This is a genomic window from Hyalangium versicolor, from assembly GCF_020103695.1.
In the GTDB taxonomy this organism is placed as follows: domain Bacteria; phylum Myxococcota; class Myxococcia; order Myxococcales; family Myxococcaceae; genus Hyalangium; species Hyalangium versicolor.
In genome coordinates this window covers 187212-204925 of the sequence record NZ_JAHXBF010000013.1, presented here as the reverse complement: position 1 = coordinate 204925, position 17714 = coordinate 187212, and the positions used below count along the sequence as shown (strand labels likewise).

The 17714-nt window shown below is 67.9% G+C and carries 14 protein-coding genes; 6 read left to right on the top strand and 8 right to left on the bottom strand.

Annotation, left to right across the window (positions count from 1 at the left end; all coding sequences use genetic code 11):
- Positions 1-29 precede the first annotated feature (29 nt).
- From KY501_RS26785 to KY501_RS26770, 4 genes are all read right to left on the bottom strand, one after another.
- Positions 30-1631: an MXAN_5453 family MXYO-CTERM-anchored protein gene (locus KY501_RS26785; RefSeq protein WP_224366290.1), complete on the bottom strand. Its 1602-nt coding sequence runs from the start codon at positions 1629-1631 to the stop codon at positions 30-32.
- Positions 1632-1705: 74 nt separating this feature from the next.
- Positions 1706-2581, bottom strand: a complete 876-nt coding sequence (locus tag KY501_RS26780; protein WP_224366289.1) for a tetratricopeptide repeat protein — start codon at positions 2579-2581, stop codon at positions 1706-1708.
- 90 nt (positions 2582-2671) lie between these two features.
- The gene (locus tag KY501_RS26775; RefSeq protein ID WP_224366288.1) at positions 2672-3850 is read right to left on the bottom strand and encodes a lipid-transfer protein; all 1179 of its coding nucleotides are present in this window, start codon (positions 3848-3850) and stop codon (positions 2672-2674) included.
- 26 nt (positions 3851-3876) lie between these two features.
- Positions 3877-6477, bottom strand: a complete 2601-nt coding sequence (locus KY501_RS26770) for a peroxisomal multifunctional enzyme type 2 (protein ID WP_224366287.1) — start codon at positions 6475-6477, stop codon at positions 3877-3879.
- Between the two features lie 189 nt (positions 6478-6666).
- Here KY501_RS26770 and amrB point away from each other — a divergent pair, with 189 nt between their 5' ends.
- The gene (gene amrB, locus KY501_RS26765; RefSeq protein ID WP_224366286.1) at positions 6667-7473 is read left to right on the top strand and encodes an AmmeMemoRadiSam system protein B; all 807 of its coding nucleotides are present in this window, start codon (positions 6667-6669) and stop codon (positions 7471-7473) included.
- A complete protein-coding gene (gene amrA, locus KY501_RS26760) occupies positions 7470-8021 on the top strand; it encodes an AmmeMemoRadiSam system protein A (protein ID WP_224366285.1) in 552 nt (183 codons plus the stop codon). The genes amrB and amrA overlap by 4 nt, the downstream gene beginning before the upstream one ends.
- A gap of 30 nt (positions 8022-8051) precedes the next feature.
- Here amrA and KY501_RS26755 read toward each other — a convergent pair whose 3' ends face one another.
- Positions 8052-8843 (bottom strand): SDR family NAD(P)-dependent oxidoreductase, encoded by a 792-nt coding sequence (locus tag KY501_RS26755; RefSeq protein ID WP_224366284.1) that lies wholly within the window; start codon positions 8841-8843, stop codon positions 8052-8054.
- A gap of 130 nt (positions 8844-8973) precedes the next feature.
- On the opposite strand from KY501_RS26755, the gene KY501_RS26750 reads away from it, so the two are divergent.
- From KY501_RS26750 to KY501_RS26735, 4 genes are all read left to right on the top strand, one after another.
- Positions 8974-10131, top strand: coding sequence for an AI-2E family transporter (locus KY501_RS26750; protein ID WP_224366283.1), 1158 nt, complete (start codon positions 8974-8976; stop codon positions 10129-10131).
- A gap of 75 nt (positions 10132-10206) precedes the next feature.
- Positions 10207-11625, top strand: coding sequence for a sigma-54-dependent transcriptional regulator (locus KY501_RS26745; RefSeq protein WP_224366282.1), 1419 nt, complete (start codon positions 10207-10209; stop codon positions 11623-11625).
- Positions 11626-13689: a sensor histidine kinase gene (locus KY501_RS26740; RefSeq protein WP_224366281.1), complete on the top strand. Its 2064-nt coding sequence runs from the start codon at positions 11626-11628 to the stop codon at positions 13687-13689. It begins immediately after the preceding gene.
- Positions 13673-14206, top strand: a complete 534-nt coding sequence (locus tag KY501_RS26735; RefSeq protein ID WP_224366280.1) for an ester cyclase — start codon at positions 13673-13675, stop codon at positions 14204-14206. The genes KY501_RS26740 and KY501_RS26735 overlap by 17 nt, the downstream gene beginning before the upstream one ends.
- Positions 14207-14221: 15 nt before the next feature.
- On the opposite strand, the gene KY501_RS26730 is transcribed toward KY501_RS26735, so the two are convergent.
- From KY501_RS26730 to KY501_RS26720, 3 genes are read right to left on the bottom strand one after another with little or no spacing between them, the layout of a single operon-like run.
- Entirely contained in the window at positions 14222-15406 is a 1185-nt protein-coding gene (locus tag KY501_RS26730; protein WP_224366279.1) for a type II secretion system F family protein, read from the bottom strand.
- 22 nt (positions 15407-15428) lie between these two features.
- On the bottom strand, positions 15429-16124 hold the full coding sequence (locus KY501_RS26725; protein WP_224366278.1) for a hypothetical protein: 696 nt from the start codon (positions 16122-16124) through the stop codon (positions 15429-15431).
- Complete coding sequence (locus KY501_RS26720; protein ID WP_224366277.1) at positions 16121-17713, bottom strand: Ycf46 family AAA ATPase; 1593 nt, start codon at positions 17711-17713, stop codon at positions 16121-16123. The genes KY501_RS26725 and KY501_RS26720 overlap by 4 nt, the downstream gene beginning before the upstream one ends.
- Position 17714 lies beyond the last annotated feature (1 nt).

Below are 17714 nucleotides of genomic sequence, written 5' to 3'. Positions count from 1 at the left end.
CGCGGAGGCGGCCGCCGAGGAGGACAGGCTCAGCCGCGGTCCACAGCTCCGCGGCGACGCGCCGACAGGTATCTCGCCAGACCCAGCAGCAACAACGGCCAGAGCGCCGCTGTGGGAGCCGTCTGGCAACCACAGCCGCTGTCAGCCTTGTCTCCGGGCGGAAGAGGCTCGGAGTCGCCCCCATCCGGAGTCTCTCCGGAGGTCCCCCCATCCGTCTGGGTGCCTGAGTCCGGGACGTCCCCCGAGCCGCCATCCACGCTTGCATCCGGCATCTCCGAGGAGCCGCCATCCACGCCTGCATCCGGCGTCTCCGGGGAGCCACCATCCACCCCTCCGTCAGGCTCACCGGGAGGGAACGCCGCCTGCGCGACGTAGATGGCGGTACCCCACTCCTCCTGGTCGTTGTCCGGTGGAGCCAGCCCCGCCACCACCGAGACATCGCCTCGCGCATTGATCAGCGGGCCCCCGGCAAACACGGGGCTCGAGGGCGTCTCCTGGTCCACGCGGGCCGGGCCCAGATCCGAGGGGATGATGTCGTGCTCGGTGACGACCCGCTTCAGGGCCTGACCGTCGCTCACCCAGACCGCCCGCTTGCCGGTGGAGTCGAAGGCTCGGAACACGACCAGACCGCTGTCGTTGATGTCGGGCGGAAAGCTCTCCAGTTCCCGGATGTCTCCGCTGCCGTTCTGCGCGAGAACCCTCAGCTCGGTCCCCGTCCACAGCCAGAGCGTCAGGAGGTTCTTCCCCGTCGGATCCCTCACCGTCCCGAGGAAGGCGATCTTCCCGGGGTTGTTGAGCGCCGGCTGCACGGAGGCGAAGCGGTAGATGGGCGACGCGGCGTCCAGCCCGCGGCTCCGGGCGATGAGGGTCGAGGTCCCATCCGCGTTGAAGACGCGCAGCTCCTGGAAGTACTCCGTGGAGATGGCGGCCACATCGGCCACACCGGCAATCTGGCCCTTGTCATTGAGCGTGGGAGCGTAAAGGAACTCGTACGGGCTGGAGGGATCGAGCGCCTTCTCCTTGGCCAGGAGCACCGTCTGGAAGCCGGTACCGGAGGGAGTCATCAGGCCATAGACGCGGTTGCCCGAGATCAGCGCCCGAAAGCCCAACTGCCCGGCCTCATTGAGCCACAGGTTCTGCCAGTCCGTGGCGCCGAGGGGCTCGTGGAAGATGCGCACCTCGCTCGGCTTCTGGGCGTTCAGCAGGTAGAGGCCGTTGTTGACGGGATCCGAAGCGCCCGCGACACCAAAAGCGATGTCCCCCAGCGAGTTGATACCGGGATCTCCCGTGCGTGCATCCTCGCCGAAGTGGGGGAGCAGGTAGATGCGGCTGCCCCGGCCATCCTGGCCCCACCACACGGCGGAGCTGCCCTCGGGGGTGATGGAGAGCCGGAAGGCCACCTGCCGATCCCGCGCGATGGGCACCTGGAGGCTCCCGGCAATCAGGTTGCCCGGAGCCACATTGTACGCCCCGGAGTCGTTGCCGATCAGGTTGGTCCGGGCCTGGAGCTGCAGGGTGTAGTCCGGCAGCGCCGCACCGGCCGGGGTTGCCAGGACCAGCATCCCCAGCATGAACCCGATGCACCTCGTGCGCCCCTGGCTGGGGCCGCAACTCTGCGTCGCCTCACTCATGGATGACTCCTCCCGTTGGTGCCGCGGCACCGGAAGGTAGCACCGTGTGAGGCGCAACGGGCTCGGCTGTCGGCTCAGGGCGCCTTCAAGGCGCGCCGGTACGCATCACACGCGGGGCGCAGGCCGAGATCGCAGGCGCGCGTGAAGAGGGACTTGGCGCGCTCCACGTTCTTCTCCACCCCGTTGCCTTGCAGGCTCGCATAGCCGAGGTTGAGACATCCTCCCGGCATGGCCGCGTTACAGGACTTCTCGAAGAGAGAGGCGGCACGCTTCGGATCCTTCGTCACGCCGTTTCCCGTCATGAAGGCCACGCCCAGGGAGCTGCAAGCCGACATGCTCCCGGCCTCGCAGCCCTTGTTGAAGAAGGTGGCGGCCCGCTCGGCGCTCCCCGTCACTCCGTTGCCGCGCGAGTATGAGAGCCCCAGGCTGAAGCAGCCCTCCGCATGCCCCTTGTTGCAGGCCTTCTCGTAGAAGGAGGCGGCGCGCTCCGGGTCCTGCGTCCCGATGATCCCCGTCGAGTAAGCCAGACCCATGTTGAAGCAGCCCTTCGCGTCGTTGGCCTTGCAGGTCTTCTCGAAGAGGGCCACGGCCTGCTTCGGATCCCGCATGACGCCCTGGCCTTCCGCATAGGCAATGCCCAAGTTGTTGCAGGCGTCCAGGTGACCCTTGTCGCACGCCTTCTGGAAGAAGGTCGCCGCGCGAGCTTCGTCCTTGGTCAACCCTCCGATCCCCTGTTGAAAGGCCAGGGCCAGATTGAAGCACTCGCCCGCGTCGCCCTTCTTGCAGCCCTTCTCGTGGAACTCCACCTGGCGGGAAACCTCCGCCTTGCCGAAGAACTCCTCCGTCTTCGAGGCCCCCTGCGCGACAGCGTGCGTGGACAGCAGGGCGAGGGCCAGGACAAGACCGCCCTCCCACGAGCGCCGACCTTCACCGGTTCCAGAGCGAAGCATGCGAGACACCTCCCGGGCCTGAGCGCCCGTTGAGCAAGAGCGATGAAGCCGCCGAGCATAGGACAACAGTCCGAGCCCACGAGCCGAGGCTCAGTCGCGGCGGTAGAGAGTCATGACGCAGGCGCCGCCCAGCCCCAGGTTGTGCTGGAGCGCCACGCGGGCGTTCTCCACCTGGCGCTGCTCGGCCTGTCCACGGAGGTGCCACACCAGCTCGGTGCACTGGGCCAGGCCCGTCGCGCCCAGCGGATGGCCCTTGGAGAGCAGCCCGCCCGACGGGTTGGTGACGAACTTCCCGCCGTAGGTGTTGTCCCCGTCCCAGATGAACTTCTCGGCCTCGCCCTCCTTGCACAGGCCGATGGCCTCGTAGGTGAGCAGCTCGTTCGCCGTGAAGCAGTCGTGCAGTTCCACCACGTCCACGTCTTCCGGGCCGACTCCGGCCTTCTCGTAGAGCTGCTTCGCGGCCTTGGCCGACATGTCAAAGCCGACCATCTTGATCATACTCTCCTCGAAGCTCGAGGGCAGATCCGTGGTCATCGACTGCGCCGCGATGTACACGGGCCGGGACAGGTTGTGCTTGCGGGCGAACTCATCCGAGCACAGCACCGCCGCCGCCGCCCCGCACGTGGGCGGGCAGCACTGGAAGCGGGTCAGCGGATCGAACACCTCCTCCGAGGCGAGGACTTCCTCCACCGTGAGCGGCTGGTTGAAGAGCGCGTACGGGTTCTTCGCGGCGTGCTTGCGCGCCTTCTCGGAGATCTTCGCGAACGTCTCGCGCTTCGTGCCGTACTTCCAGCGGTACTCGCGGCCCGCGCCGCCGAACATCTGCGCCGTCATGGGCCCGCTGGCAAAGCCCTGCGTCCGGTTCAGCACGTCCACGTGCCGCTCCACCGGGTTCACGCGGTCGTCATACTTCGCGCCCAGCGCGCCCTTCTCCATCTTCTCGAACCCGAGCGCCAGGACGCACTCGGCCAGCCCACCCTCTATGGCCTGCCGCGCCAGGTACAGCGCCGTGGAGCCCGTCGAGCAGTTGTTGTTCACGTTGATGACTGGGATGCCCGTCAGGCCCAGCCCGTACACGGCACGTTGGCCGCAGGTGCTGTCGCCGTACACGTACCCGACGAAGGCCTGTTCGATCTCGTCGTACCGCACCCCGGCGTCCTGGAGCGCCGCGGTCGCGGCCTTCGACGCCATCACGTCGTACTCCTCGCTCGCCCCCGGCTTGGCGAACTTGATCATGCCAACCCCGGCGACATTGACTCGACGACCCATGACTCGTCTCTCCTTCGTGATGCGCGTCAGATCAGATGCTTGAGGAACCCCAGCCGGTGGGCGACCTGCACGTCCCCGTCCACCCGCAGCCGGCTCCGCTGGAACAGCTCCCGAGCCGTCACCGCTCCCCGTGCCAGCGCCTGCAGATCCTCGTCCGCCAGCGTCAGCGTGGTGGTAGCCCCGGCCTGCGTGCCCTCGGACACGCTGCCCGGCGCGGAGCGGAGATCCACGGCCCAGGCCCCCTCGGGAGAGGTGAGCTTGAACTGGATGAGGGCGGCAACCTCGGCGGCCAGCTCGGGGCTCTTCGCCAGGCGCTCCTGCAGGGCCTTGAAGATGGCAGGAGCCAAAGCCGGCCCGCTGCTCGTGGCTGCCTCCGTCTTCGGAGCCTCGGCCTTCGCGGCGGCTCCGGAAGCCCCTGCCACCTCACGAGGATCGAGCTTCGTGAGGAAGTTCAGCTTCTGCGAGGCCATGAGGTTGCCGGAGATCTTCAGCTTGCCGCCGAAGTAGAGCTTCTGCGGATCGGCCTTGCCCGAGGTCATCGCCATGAAGTCGGAGTCCGCCAGGTCCAGGATGCAGTCGGCCTTGCCCACCGCGCCCTGCGTCACGCTCCCCTGCCCGTTCTTGAGATCCAGCGTCCAGGCGCTGTCCGGGCTGCTGAGCTTGAACAGGTAGACGTTGCCCACCTTGGTCACCAGCTCCGGGTGCTTCTCCACGTAGCGGCCGATGGCGGCGAACACGGCGGCACTCGGGCTGCCCGAGTCCGCGGCCTGAGCAGCGGAGGGAGCCTGGGCCTCGGCTTTGGGAGCCGCACCGGCCTTGGGAAGCTCCGTGTGCAGCTCGATGGCCGCATTGCTGATCACGACCTTGTTCCGTTCGACCACCTTGCAGCGCAGCACGATCCGCGAGTCGGACTCCTTCCACATCTCGGTCTGCAGCGTCTCGCCGGGGAACACGGACTCGGCGAAACGGACCTTGATGCTCTTGAAGTACCGGGCATCGCTGTCCCGAAAGCTCTGGAGCACATGCCGCGTCACGTGGCCGAAGGTGCACAGACCGTGGAGGATCGGCTTGGGGAACCCGAACGCCCCGGCGAACTCGGGATCCGCGTGCAGCGGGTTCCAGTCCCCGGACAACCGGTAGATCAGCGCCTGGTTCTCGCTGGTCTTCTCGGTGATCACCGCGTCCGGAGCCCGATCCGGCGGGGTGTTGATGTCGCTCGAGGGCCCCCGGTCTCCGCCCCAGCCACCGGCACCGCGCACGAAGATCGTCATCTCGTTGCGGACCAGCTCCTCGCCGCTCGCCGCATCGGAGGTGCGGATCTCCGTGACGACCAGCGCGTTCTTGCCCTTGTCGAAGATGTCCTTGACGCGCGCATGGTGGCGCAGCTTCGCGTGCGGAGGCAGCGGCCGGAGCAACTCGGTGTACTGCTCGCCGTGCAGCACGCGATCCAGCCCGTAGTTCAGCCCGGGAGCCTGCTTGCCCTCGGCCACCAGCTTGAGCACGGCGTTCACCGCCGGGACCACGGCATAGCTGGGCAGCGGCTGGAAACCCTCGCCGTGGTTCTCGTAGACGAACCGCAGCTCCTTCGGGTTGAGCGGATCGCGCGCCGCGCCCACTCCCAGGGCATACAGGGACAGATCGCGCTCGTCATACGACGTGGTGACGGGAGGCAGCTCGTAGCCCAGGGCCGCGTCCACATCGATGAACTCGTTGCCCCCGTGGCTCTTGGTACCCAGGTTCTCCATCACCGGCTGGAAGGCCTCGGTGACATCCACTGGGAAGGTGGCCTTCTCGAAACCGGTGATCTGCTCCCAGTGACTCTGGACGAGCTCGGGGGTGATGTTGCGCCCCAGCTTGAACCGCACGCCCTCGGTGCGCTGCCAGCGCAGCTTCGACAGGAAGCCGCCGCCCACCTCGAACAGCGCGCCGTTCTCCTCGCAGCTCTCGTGGCACAGCAGGGCCACCAGCGGGCTCACGTACTCCGGCTTGAGCGCGTCGGTGACTTCCTTCGGGAGGATCGTCTCGGTGAGGCGCGAGCCCGCCAGCGGAGCGATCACGTTGACGCGGACGTTCTTCTTGGCTCCCTCGAGCGCCAGCGTCTTGGCCAACCCCACGAGGCCCAGCTTCGCCATGCTGTAGTTGGCCTGGCCGAAGTTGCCGTAGATGCCGGCCGCGGACGCGGTGAAGAGGACCCGGCCATAACCCGCCTCGCGCAGGTGGGGCCAGGCGGCGTGGGTGACGCGGAACGCGCCCAGCAGGTGGACGCGGTAGATGAGCTCCCAGTCCTGCTCACTCATCTTGTGGAAGGTGGTGTCTCGCAGGATGCCCGCGTTGTTGATGACGATGTCCACCCGCTTGAAGTGGTCCAACGCCGACTGGACGATCTTCGCCCCGTCCTCCACCGAGTCGTAGTTGGCCACGGCCTCGCCGCCCGCGGCCTTGATCTCGGCCACCACCTTGTCGGCGGCCTCCGAACTCTTGCCGCCTCCCGTCGAGGTGCCTCCCAGATCATTGACCACCACCCGGGCTCCACGGCTGGCCAGCAGCAGCGCGTGAGCACGGCCCAGGCCCTGACCGGCGCCGGTGACGATGGCGACCCTTCCGTCGAAGCGAAGCGCGTCGGACATTGATTCTCCTGTCAATGCGTCAGGACCGTTCTGACAGCGCCTCCAGCACCCGTCAACCCAGAGGTCCCCCGGGCGGGAATTCCACCCCAGGTGAATCCAGCATGGCGCGGTGCATCCTCACGGAGCGCCCCCTCGGCCGCTGTATGCTCGGGGAGGAAGAATCCGAGCCTGTAGGAGGTTGGAAGCCGTATGCCCCAGGTACGTCCCGCAGCCGTGGCCGGAGCCTTCTACCCCGGAGATCCCCAGCAACTCGCCGCAACGGTGGATCGCCTGCTCGCTGAGGCTCCCAAGCCCGCGGTGCAGAGCCCCAAGGCGCTCGTCGTTCCCCACGCTGGCTATGTGTACTCGGGCCCGATCGCCGCGTCCGCCTATGCGCGGCTGCTCGGCGCGGCCTCTCACATCCGCCGCGTGGTACTGCTGGGGCCCGCCCACCGCGTCCCGTTCCGAGGCCTGGCGCTGCCCGATGCCGAGGGGCTGCAGACTCCACTCGGCGTCCTTCCCGTGAGCACGGAGGGAGCCGCCGCCGTGGCCCGTCTCCCCCAGGTCACGACTTCTGCCCGAGCCCACGCCCAGGAGCACTCCCTGGAGGTGCAGTTCCCCTTCCTCCAGAGAGTGCTGCCGGGAGTGCCCGTAGTGCCACTCGTGGTGGGCTCCGCCAGCGCCACGCAGGTGGCCGAGGTGATCGATCAACTCTGGGATGGCGACGAGACGCTCATCCTCATCAGCTCGGACCTCTCTCACTACCTCCCCTACGACGAGGCGCGCGCGGTGGACCGTGAAACGGCCGACCGCATCCTCGCATTCGACGCGGAGCACCTGGACACCGATCAAGCGTGTGGAGCCATCCCGGTGACGGGCCTGTTGCTCGCGGCCCGGCGCCGTGGCCTGCGCGCCGAGGAACTCGACCTGCGCAACTCGGGAGATACGGCGGGGGACCGCTCGCGGGTGGTCGGCTACGGAGCCTTCGCCTTCAACACGCCCCAGGAGACCGCATGATGCGCGGAGTCACCCTGCTGGCCCTCGCCCGCGCCGCCGTGGCGGAGACCCTCGACGGCCCGCAGGTCCAGGTTCCCTCCGAGCCCTGGCTGGCCGAACCCGGCGCCTGCTTCGTCACCCTGCGCAAGGGGGGCGAGCTGCGCGGCTGCATCGGCAGCATCGAAGCCCACCGGTCGTTGGGGGAGGATCTGGTCCAGAACGCCCGGAACGCGGCCCACAATGATCCGCGCTTCTCCCCGCTCCAGCGCAACGAGCTGGATCTGGTCCGCTTCGAGGTGAGCCTGCTGACTCCGCTGGAGCGTCTTGAGGTGCACTCCCGGGAGGAGGCACTGGAGAAACTGCGCCCCGGAGTGGATGGACTGTTGCTGCAGTGGGGTACTCATCGCGGAGTGTTCATCCCGAAGATGTGGCAGCAGTTGCCCAAGCCCGAGGAGTTCCTCGGCTTCCTCCTGCGCAAGGCAGGACTGCCTTCCAAGGAATGGCGATCGGGCACCCGCTTGTGGCGCTTCAGCGCCCAGGATTGGGCCGAGCCCGAGCTGCGGAACTGAACCAGACCCCTCGCAGCTCCTCCTGGGCACTCAAAGCTTGCCCATGAGCAACGCGGGATTCTTCGGTCGGGTGACGTACGTGCCCACCTTCACCACGAACTCGCGTCTCAACAGCCGCGAGGCGAAGGTCACGAAGTTGTTGACCACGCCCTGCACCACCGATGCGTGCCCGGCCTCGAACGCCGCAAGACCTCGCCTCACCACCTCTTCGGGCCGCGCCTTGCCCGGCGGGCCCTTGTCGCCCGCGCGATCGAAGAAGGGCGTCTCCGTCGGGCCGGGCGATAGCGCAAGCACGCGCACTCCTCTCGAACGGTATTCGGCCCACAGCGCTTCACTGAAGGAGAGGACGAAGGCCTTCGTCGCCGCGTACACCGCCATGTAGGGAACGGGGAAGTACGCAGCGATGGAGGCGAGCTGGATGAAGCCTCCCTGCCGCTGCTCGATGCCCGGCAGGAAGAGATAGGTCAGCTCCACGAGGGCGCTGATGTTGAGATCGATCACCTCGCGCTGGGTGGCCAGCGGCAGGGCGCTGAAGTTTCCATACAGGCCGAAGCCCGCGTTGTTGATGAGGACATCGACCTCGAGCTCCTGAGCCTTCACAGCATCGAACACACGCTGTGCCGCACCGGGCGCGGCAAGATCCGCGACCACGATGTGCGCCTGAGGTCCCAGCTCAGCGGCGAGTGCCTTCAGCTTGGCCTCGCTCCGGGCAACGAGGATCACCTTCGCGCCGCGCCGCACCAGCTCCCGGGCGAACGCCTCGCCGATGCCCATCGATGCCCCTGTCACGAGAACTGTCTTGCCCGTGAAATCGAATCTCATGCGCGGATGATGCTCCAGAGCGGCCAGTGTCCACCAGCCAGCGCTCTGGCCTGGATTTCTTGCGCCAGTGGACGTTCTCTCCCACAGAGCCGATGCACCCCTGGTGCGAGTCCCCACCTTATGGGCCGCCATGGCTCCATCCCGTCCCTCCCAGGTCGCTCCTCGAACCGTCTGGACCGTGGGCCTGCACGTGCTGGCCATCATCGCGCTGGGGCTCGTGCTCTACCAGTTGCGCTCGCTACTGGTGGTCCTCGCCCTCTCCCTGATGCTGGCGCTGGCCATGGAGCCCCTGGTGCGCCTGTTCGAGCGCCTCGGGCTCAAGCGCGGCTGGAGCGTCGGGCTGACGGTCCTGTCGCTGCTGGGGCTGCTCACGTTGATGGTGCTGTCGATCGTCCCCATGCTGGTGGAGCAGGTGAGCAACCTCATCGAGGCGCTCCCAGGCTTCGTCACCCAGCTCAACGAGTCGCAGTGGCTGCGCTCCCTCGATGCGCGCTTCAGCCTGGTGGACTCCCTGGCGCATGAGCTGCTGAGGCTCCCTGCCAGCGTCGCGGGCTCCGTCCTGGACGTCCTCAGCTCCTCGGTGGGCCTGCTGATCATGGCCATCACCGTGTTCAGCATCAGCGTCTTCGGGCTGCTCTCGGGCGAGCCCCTCTTCGAGCAGGCCATGCTCTGGCTCAAGCCGGAGCGGCGCCCCGAGATCCGCGCGACGCTGCTGGAGATGAACCGGGCCGTGAGCGGCTACCTCGTGGGCGCCTTCCTCGTCTGTGCGCTGGGTGGCTGTGTGACAGGCGTCATCACCTGGGCGTTGGGCGTCCCCTTCTTCCTAGCGCTCGCGCTCATGTACCTGGTGCTCGGGTTCATCCCGTACCTGGGGAGCCTGGTGGTCGCCATCGCCGTCTCCCTCACCACGCTCGCCACCGTAGGCTTCCGCCGAGCCCTCATCGCACTCGGGCTCTTCCTCCTCTATCAACAACTCGAGGGCAACGTGCTCCAGCCGCTCATCCAGCGGCGGACACTGCGAATGAACCCGCTGCTCATCGCCATCGTCGTCGTGGGGGGAGCCATGGTGATGGGGGTGCTCGGCGCCGTCCTCGCCCTGCCGATCGCCGCGGCGCTGCAGGTCCTCCTGCACAAGGTGCAGGATCAGCGCAGCGCCCGGTGGGACCAGGAAGCTCGCGAGCTCGCCATCGCCACGGGAGAGCCTGCTCCGCAAGCCCCACAGCACCCGGAGAAACAGGGCGAAACATCCCAGGATTCGGGAATCCCCAAGGAGCCACTGCACCACTGAGATTCCTCTCCTACAGGGCGGCTGAAGCACCGCGTTGTCGCACGGAGAAGGCTCGGGTGAGACTACAGTGTCATCATGAGCGTCCCACCCGGTCCTGCATCCCGGTCTCCCGTGCTGTATGTGGACGACGAGCCTGACAACCTGGAGCTCTTCCGGCTCCACTTCGAGGAGGACTTCGAGGTGCGCACCGCCACGAACGGGCCGGAAGCCCTGGTCCTCATCGAGCGGGAGCGCATTGGCCTGATCCTCACGGACGAGCGGATGCCGGGCATGAGCGGCATCGAGCTGCTGTCCCAGGTGGTGTCGCGCTGGCCGGAGACGGTGCGCGTCATCGTCTCCGCCTACAACGACGCGGATCGGCTGCTGGCCGCCATCAACCGGGGCCACGCCCACGAGTACATCGTCAAGCCCTGGGACGCGAAGGAGCTGCGCGGCTGCGTGGAGCGGGGCCTGGCCATGGTGGAGAGCCGGCGGCGGCTGACCTCGCGGGCGGAGCTGGCCGAAGTGCTGGAGCAGGACGCTCGCGAGGAGCGCGATGCGGGCAACATCATCGGCGCCTCGGGCGGTTTGCAGGCCACGCTCCAGCAGGCCCGGCGCGCGGCGCAGAGCGATGCCACCGTGCTCATCCACGGAGAGACAGGAACGGGCAAGGAGCTGATCGCCCGCTTCATCCACGAGGAGAGCCGGCGCGCGACGGGGCCCTTCGTGCGCGTCAACTGCGCGGCACTGGCCGAGGGAGTGCTGGAGAGCGAGCTCTTCGGCCATGAGCAGGGCGCCTTCACGGGGGCGGTGAAGACGCGGCGGGGCCGCTTCGAGCTGGCGCACGGCGGCACCATCTTCCTGGACGAGATCGGAGACATCTCTCCGAGGCTCCAGGTAAGCCTGCTGCGCGTGCTCCAGGAGCGTGAGTTCGAGCGCGTGGGAGGTAACCAGACGCTGCGGGTGAACGTGCGCGTGATCGCCGCCACCCACCGGAATCTGGCGCAACTGTCGACGGAGGGGCGCTTCCGCGAGGATCTCTATTATCGCCTCAACGTGCTGCCGCTCACCGTGCCTGCGCTCCGCCAGAGACCCCAGGATCTGGAGGCGCTCGTCACCCACTTCATCGCCAAGCACGGCGGGCCGTACCGCCACGTGCGAGTGGGCCCCGGCGTGGTGGAGGCCCTGGCGCGCTACCGGTGGCCGGGGAATGTGCGCGAGTTGGAGAACCTAGTGCAGCGGGCGCTCGTGCAGGCCCAGGGAGAGGAGCTGCTGCTCGACGATTTCTGCCTCACGCTCTCCCCAGTGGCTCCGGCGCTCGCCACGAACCGCGAGCCCACTCCAGGCCCCGAGCCCCTCCCCGGCACGGTGCGCGAGGAGGTGCGCCGAAGCGAGATGGAGCAGTTGCGTGAGCTGCTCGTCCAGCATGGCGGCAACTGCTCCAGCGCGGCTCGGGCGCTCGGAATCCCCCGCACCACGCTCATCAGCCGCGCGAAGAAGCACGGACTGCTCTGAATGACGCGCGCCGCGGATCGCCTGGGAATCACCCTGCTGTTCCTGCTGGGGAGCCTGAGCGCCTCGGCGGCCCCCGTGCTGCCCCTGACGCCGCATCAGGCTCCGGCCTCACTGGTACCAGCGCTGGAGGCGTTCGAGGACGCATCTCGGACGATGACGGTGGAGCAGGTGGAGCTGCGAGCGGACTCGGAGCTGCCACGGCTCGATCCCGAACAACTCAACGTGGGCTACCGGCGCAGCGCCTTCTGGCTGCGCTTCCGGCTGATGAACACCGGCCGGGAGGCAGGACACTGGTTGCTGGAGCTGCCACGCCCGAATGACGAGGCGGTGCTGTACACCCGGAGCCAGGATGAGCGCTTCGAGGGAAGACGCTTCGGGAAGATGCTGCCGCTGTCCCAGCGCGAGGTGTCCAGCGAGCGGCCCCTGCTGCACCTCTCTCTGGAGCCGGGGGAGTCCAAGCTCTACTGGATGCGCGTGGCGGGCGAGGACACCCTGGACCTCGCGCCCACATTGTGGACGGACGAGGCGCTCGCGGCGGACTCCGCCCACGCGAACCTGATCAACGGCGTCTACTTCGGCGTGCTGTTGGCGATGCTGCTGTTCAACGCGTTCCTGTTCCTGTCCACCCGGGACCGCACCTACTTCTTCTATTCGCTCTTCCAGCTCGGCATGGTGCTGACCCAGGCCGCGCTGGATCAGATCACCTTCTGGTACCTGTGGCCCGAGTCCCCGCACTGGGCCGCGCGCAGTGAGATCCTCTTCGCCTCGATCATGCTGTTCGGGGCGCTGGGTTTCGCGCGGTGCTTCCTGGAGCTCGGCGCAGTGGCTCCCTGGCTCGATCGGCTGCTCGCCGCACTGATGGGCCTGGCCACGGGGCTCGGAGCTGTGGCGACGCAAACGAGCCACCGGCTCGTCCAGCAGTCGGGCATGGTGCTGGTGGTGCTCGGCGCTGCTTCCATCCTCTTCACGGCTGTGCTGGCCTGGCGCCGGGGCAGCCCGCACGCGCAGCTCTTTCTCTGGGGGTGGGTGGCGCTGCTCTGTGGGACGTTCGCCTCGGGCTTCGCGGCCAATGGCCTCCTCGTGACGTCGGCGACAGCCTCGTTGATGCCGAGGGTCGGCTCGCTGGTGGAGGCGACGCTGCTGTCCTTCGGACTTGCCCAGCGCATCCGCGCCCTGCGCCGCGAGCACAAGCGTGCCCAGGACGAACTGCTGGAGGAGCGGACGGCACAGGCCCACGTGCTGGAGGTGCGCGTGGAGGAACGCACCCGCGAGTTGCTCCAGGCGCTGGAGCAACTGAAGTCTGCACAGGCGCGCATGGTGCAGCAGGCCCGGCTCGCCTCGCTGGGCCACCTGGTGGCGGGCGTGGCCCATGAGGTGGGCAACCCGCTCAACTTCACCCGGGGAGGGGCGCAGGATTTGGAGCGCCGGCTGGAGCTGCTGGAGGGCATGCTCGGAAAGCCGGAGGCACAGCAGCCCGAACTCCAGGGCGCTCGCAAAGCGCTCGAGGGAGCAAAGCGGGCACTGAAATTGATCCTGACGGGCAACGAGCGCATTCACCGTATCGTGGAGAACCTGCGCAACTACGTGACGGCGCGCAGTGTGGCCCCGGAGCCCACGGATCTGGCGGCGGACCTGGAGGCGACACTCTCCCTGGTGGGTAAGCGGCTGGACGACCGAGGCATCCGGGTGCACCGCGAGCTGCAGCCGCTGCCAAAGGTGCCGTGCCGCCCTGGGGAACTGAACCAGGTCTTCACCAACCTGCTGCTCAACAGCGCCCAGGCCATGCCTCACGGCGGGGAGATCTTCATCACCGGCCGCTGTGCGGACGGGCAAGTGGAGTTCCTCTTCCGGGACACGGGACCCGGCATCGCCCCGGAGCACCGCGAGGCCATCTTCGATCCGTTCTTCACCACCCTCGCGCCCAGCGAGGGCACGGGCCTGGGGCTGTCCATCTCTCACGAGATCGTCACCCGTCACGGCGGAGAACTGCGGTTGGTAAACGGAGACGGCGGAGCTACCTTCTCCCTCACATTGCCCCTGGAGACCCATGAGCCTTTCCCCTGAGCTGCGCGCCCGCCGAGAGGTCCTCCTCCGCGAGCACTTCGAGTCAGAGAACCGCAAGGACTTCGGAGCGACCCTGGCGACGTTCCACCACCCGCGATACGAGCTCATGGCCACGGGAGATGTGTACGACGGGCCCGAGGAGGTGATGCGGTACTACACGGAGTCCCGGACCGCGTTCCCGGATCAGCGCAATCGCCTGCTGGCCATGCACCACTCGGACGACGCCATCGTCACCGAGTTCGAGCTGTACGGGACGCACCTGGGCAACTACCGCGGGCTGCCCCCCACGGGGCGGGCCTTCGTGGCGAAGATGAGCGCGGTGTTCTTCTTCGAGGGGGAGCGCATCGTCTGCGAGCGCATCTACTTCGACGCGAACACCATCCTGCGGCAGCTCGGCATCGCGCACAATCCGTTGACCCTTCGAGGGCGGCTGGCCACGGCGCTGAACCACCCTGTCACGGTGGGGACAGCCTTCCTGCGCCAGGCGCTGCGCAGAGCCCGGGGTGGGAGGCCCTGAAGGGAGCCCACTGGCTCAGCCGTGGCTCAGCTCCTCGACGCGGCGGAAGTAGTCCGACTGGAACGCGAAGATCTTCACGATGCTGGTGGCGAACAGGTAGGCCACCAGGAGGGCAATCAACACGAAGATCAGCGTGCGCAAGACACGTAGCGCGGCCGCCATGCTCTCCCGCGCTTGCTGGAGCAGGAGTGGCTCGATGCGGCCCGCCCGCTCACCAATGGCGACCTGACGCAGGGACTCTCCATCGAGCACGCCCAGCCACTCCACCACCTCCGTGAAGGTGGAGCCGTCACGGAGGCGCTGCACGGCCTGCCCGGTCCGTGCACGCAAATCCTCATTCCCCGTCGCATCGATCGCCATCTGCAGACTGCGCGGCGCATCCAGCCCGGCGCCCAGCGAGCTGCCCAGCACTTCGCAGAACCGGCTGGCCTGGGAGCGCCGGTGGAACATTCCGAAGAGGGGCAGGCGCAAGCGCCACCGCGCCCACCGCTCCTCGAGCCCGAGCACCGCCAGCGCCAGAGGTGCCGCGAAGAAGGCCAGCCCGAAGGCCGCCAACCCGAGCAACCGGCCGAGGATCGCCACCAGGGCTCCCTGGACGATGTTGCCCGAATCCCCAGAGTTCACGGAGACCGTAGCCACATCGATGAGCGAGCCACCGACGATGAAGGCGATGAGCAGGTATGCGGGATAGAGGCACATCCCCAGCGTCTGCCATCGCAGTTGCTGCGCCTCCCGCATGCGGTTGATGATGCCTGTCAGCGCCGCCTCGAGCGTTCCCGACACCTCGCCCGCTTCCACCGCCGCCACCTCCTGTGGCGCGAACCAGAGGGGCTGACGGCGCATCGCCTCGCCGAGCCCTGCCCCGCTGGCCACCGCCGAGCCCACGTGGGCCACGGCGCGCCGGAGCGGATCCTTGTCCGCACCCCGAGACAGCTCCGCGAAGGCCATGGACAGGGACACGCCGGACCGCAGCAGGGTGTGGAGCCCGACATAGAAGCTGAGCCGCTTCCGGTGGCGCGCCATGGCCACGAGGGGAAGCCCTCCCCACGCCCGAGCCACCCGCTCCCTCCACCCGCTGGAGGGCTCGGGGCGCTGGGCCTGGCGAACGGGCCGGGACGACGCAACGCCGCTCCGAGGCCTCTCCGGCGTCTCTCCCACGGACGCGGGAGGGGCCGTCCTCGATGAACGCCGCTCACTCATGAGGTGCCCTCTCGTCCAGCGCTCAGCGCCACCACCGGCGACGGTTCGATGGGAGTAAAGACATGAGGATCAGGAAGCCGAGAGCCACCCCTACGAGCCGCGTCCGGCCCACGCCGTAACGCCAGAGTGCAACGGGGATGAGGATGCTGACGATCAGGACACCCACGCGCACGACCGGATCGGAGATGAGCGACAGCAGCCTCCAGCCGAACGGTGTCTCTCCGGTGAAGAAGTCCCAGCGAGAGCTCGCCCGCTCTTCCTCTCGCAACTTCTCCAGCATCTGATCGAACCGGGCCTGCTCATCGCGCCGGTCCTCGTCTCGCTGCTGCTGCCCCAGGGCCTTCACGGCCTCACGCTCCTGGGCCAGCGCCTGCTGCCGTGTCTTCCAGAACGTTTCGTTGTAGGCGCGCTGCTCGGGGGTATTCAGGTCCGCGCCACACAGCGCGCACTCACGGGCGAAGCGGCTGTTGTCGGACTCGCACCGGGCGCAGCGAGGAAAGCGCTCCGCTTCCGCTGGAACCTCCTCCAACGCCAAGGGGGCCTCACCTCGGAAGCGCTCGAGGTGCGCATCGGGGACAGCGGCCTCCTGGGGGCCCGCTCCTCGCTGCGCCAGGGTCTCGAAGCGGCTGCCACTCTGCAACCGAGCCGGCTCGTTGGGATTGGGGCGCTCGCCGCGGGAGCGCTCCAAGTGGAGGAAACGGGAGAACTTGGACGTCATCGCCGACTCCCCGTAGGTGCGCCACCCTGCAAGCCCTCCGGTGGGCCACCGGGCGACGCAGGGCGGGTGCGCCCCTTGGCCCAGAGCCGAAGCCGGCCAATCTCATCCCTCATCGTGACGGACAGCGGGAACGTCTCGCGGATGGCTCGGACCAGGTGCTGCTGGCCGAGATCCACGTTTTCACCAAAGGCCTCGTACAGCCCCGCGATGACGGCCTGCTCGATCTCCGCGCCGCTGAAGCCGTCGGTGAGCGCCGCCAGCGCCTCGAGATCGAAGTGCCCGGGCTCCCGCTTCCGGCGGCCCAGGTGGATGCGGAAGATCTCCCGGCGCTCGGCCTGCTCGGGGAGATCGATGAAGAAGATCTCATCGAAGCGGCCCTTGCGCAGCACCTCCGGGGGCAGACCCTCGATGCGGTTGGCGGTGGCCACCACGAACACGGGCGCCGTCTTCTCCTGGAGCCAGGTAAGCAGCGTGCCGAAGATACGGGCGGATACGCCACTGTCTCCCGTGCTCGAGGACGCCACGCCGGACAGCCCCTTCTCGATCTCGTCGATCCACAGCACCACGGGAGCCACGCTCTCGGCCACTTGGATGGCCTTGCGCAGGTTCTCCTCCGAGGAGCCGATCAGCCCGCTGAAGATGCGGCCCATGTCCAGGCGCAGCAGGGGCAGGTTCCAGTGCGCGGAGATGGCCTTGGCGGTGAGGCTCTTGCCGCAGCCCTGCACGCCGAGCAGCAACAGGCCTCGGGGCTCGGGCAAGCCGAACTGGCGGGCGCGCTCTCCGAAGGCGGCGGTGCGCTGCCCGAGCCAGGCCTTCAGGTTCTGGAGGCCACCCACGTTGCCCAGCGTCTCATCGGGCGGGTAGTACTCGAGCAGCCCGTTCTTGCGGATGACCTGGCGCTTCTCGTCCTGGATGCGCTTGATGTCCTCGACGCCCAACTTGCCGTCGTGGGCAATGGCCTTGGCGAAGGCGTTCTCCGCTTCCGACAGGGTGAGCCCGAGCGCCGCCTTGATGAGCTGGTCGGCGTGCTCTCGGGAGAGCTCCACGGTGGCCTTGTTGCCCTTGCGGACCACGGCGACGATCTCCTTCAGCAACTGCATGAGATCGTTGTACCCGGGCAGCGGCACATCAACGACGGAGACCTCCTTCTCCAGCTCGATGGGGATGTTGAGCGTGGGCGACAGGAGGATGACGGTGGTGAAGGTGCTCTTGAGGAAGTGGGCCAGCTCGCGCACGGCACGGACCACGCCCTTTTCCTCGAGGTAGGGGTGGAAGTCCTTGAGGACGACCAGGGCGGGCTCATTGAGCTTCTCGATGGCGGAGAGGGCATCGAGAGGGTTGCGGGTCTCGTCTGGCTGCGTCTGGGCGCGCGAGCCACCGACGTTGCGCAGGCCGCGGATGATGGACCAATGGAAGAGCGCCTTGCCGTGGGAGCGGGCGAGCTCGGCGAGGATGGAGTCCACCCGGTGCTCTTCCCACGAGACGAGGTAGAGCAGCGGGTACCGAGCCCGAACGAGGATGTCGAGCTCCTCCAGCCACGGCACGGTGGCGGAGCGTGGGGAGAGAGAGCCGGAGCCTGCGGACGCCATG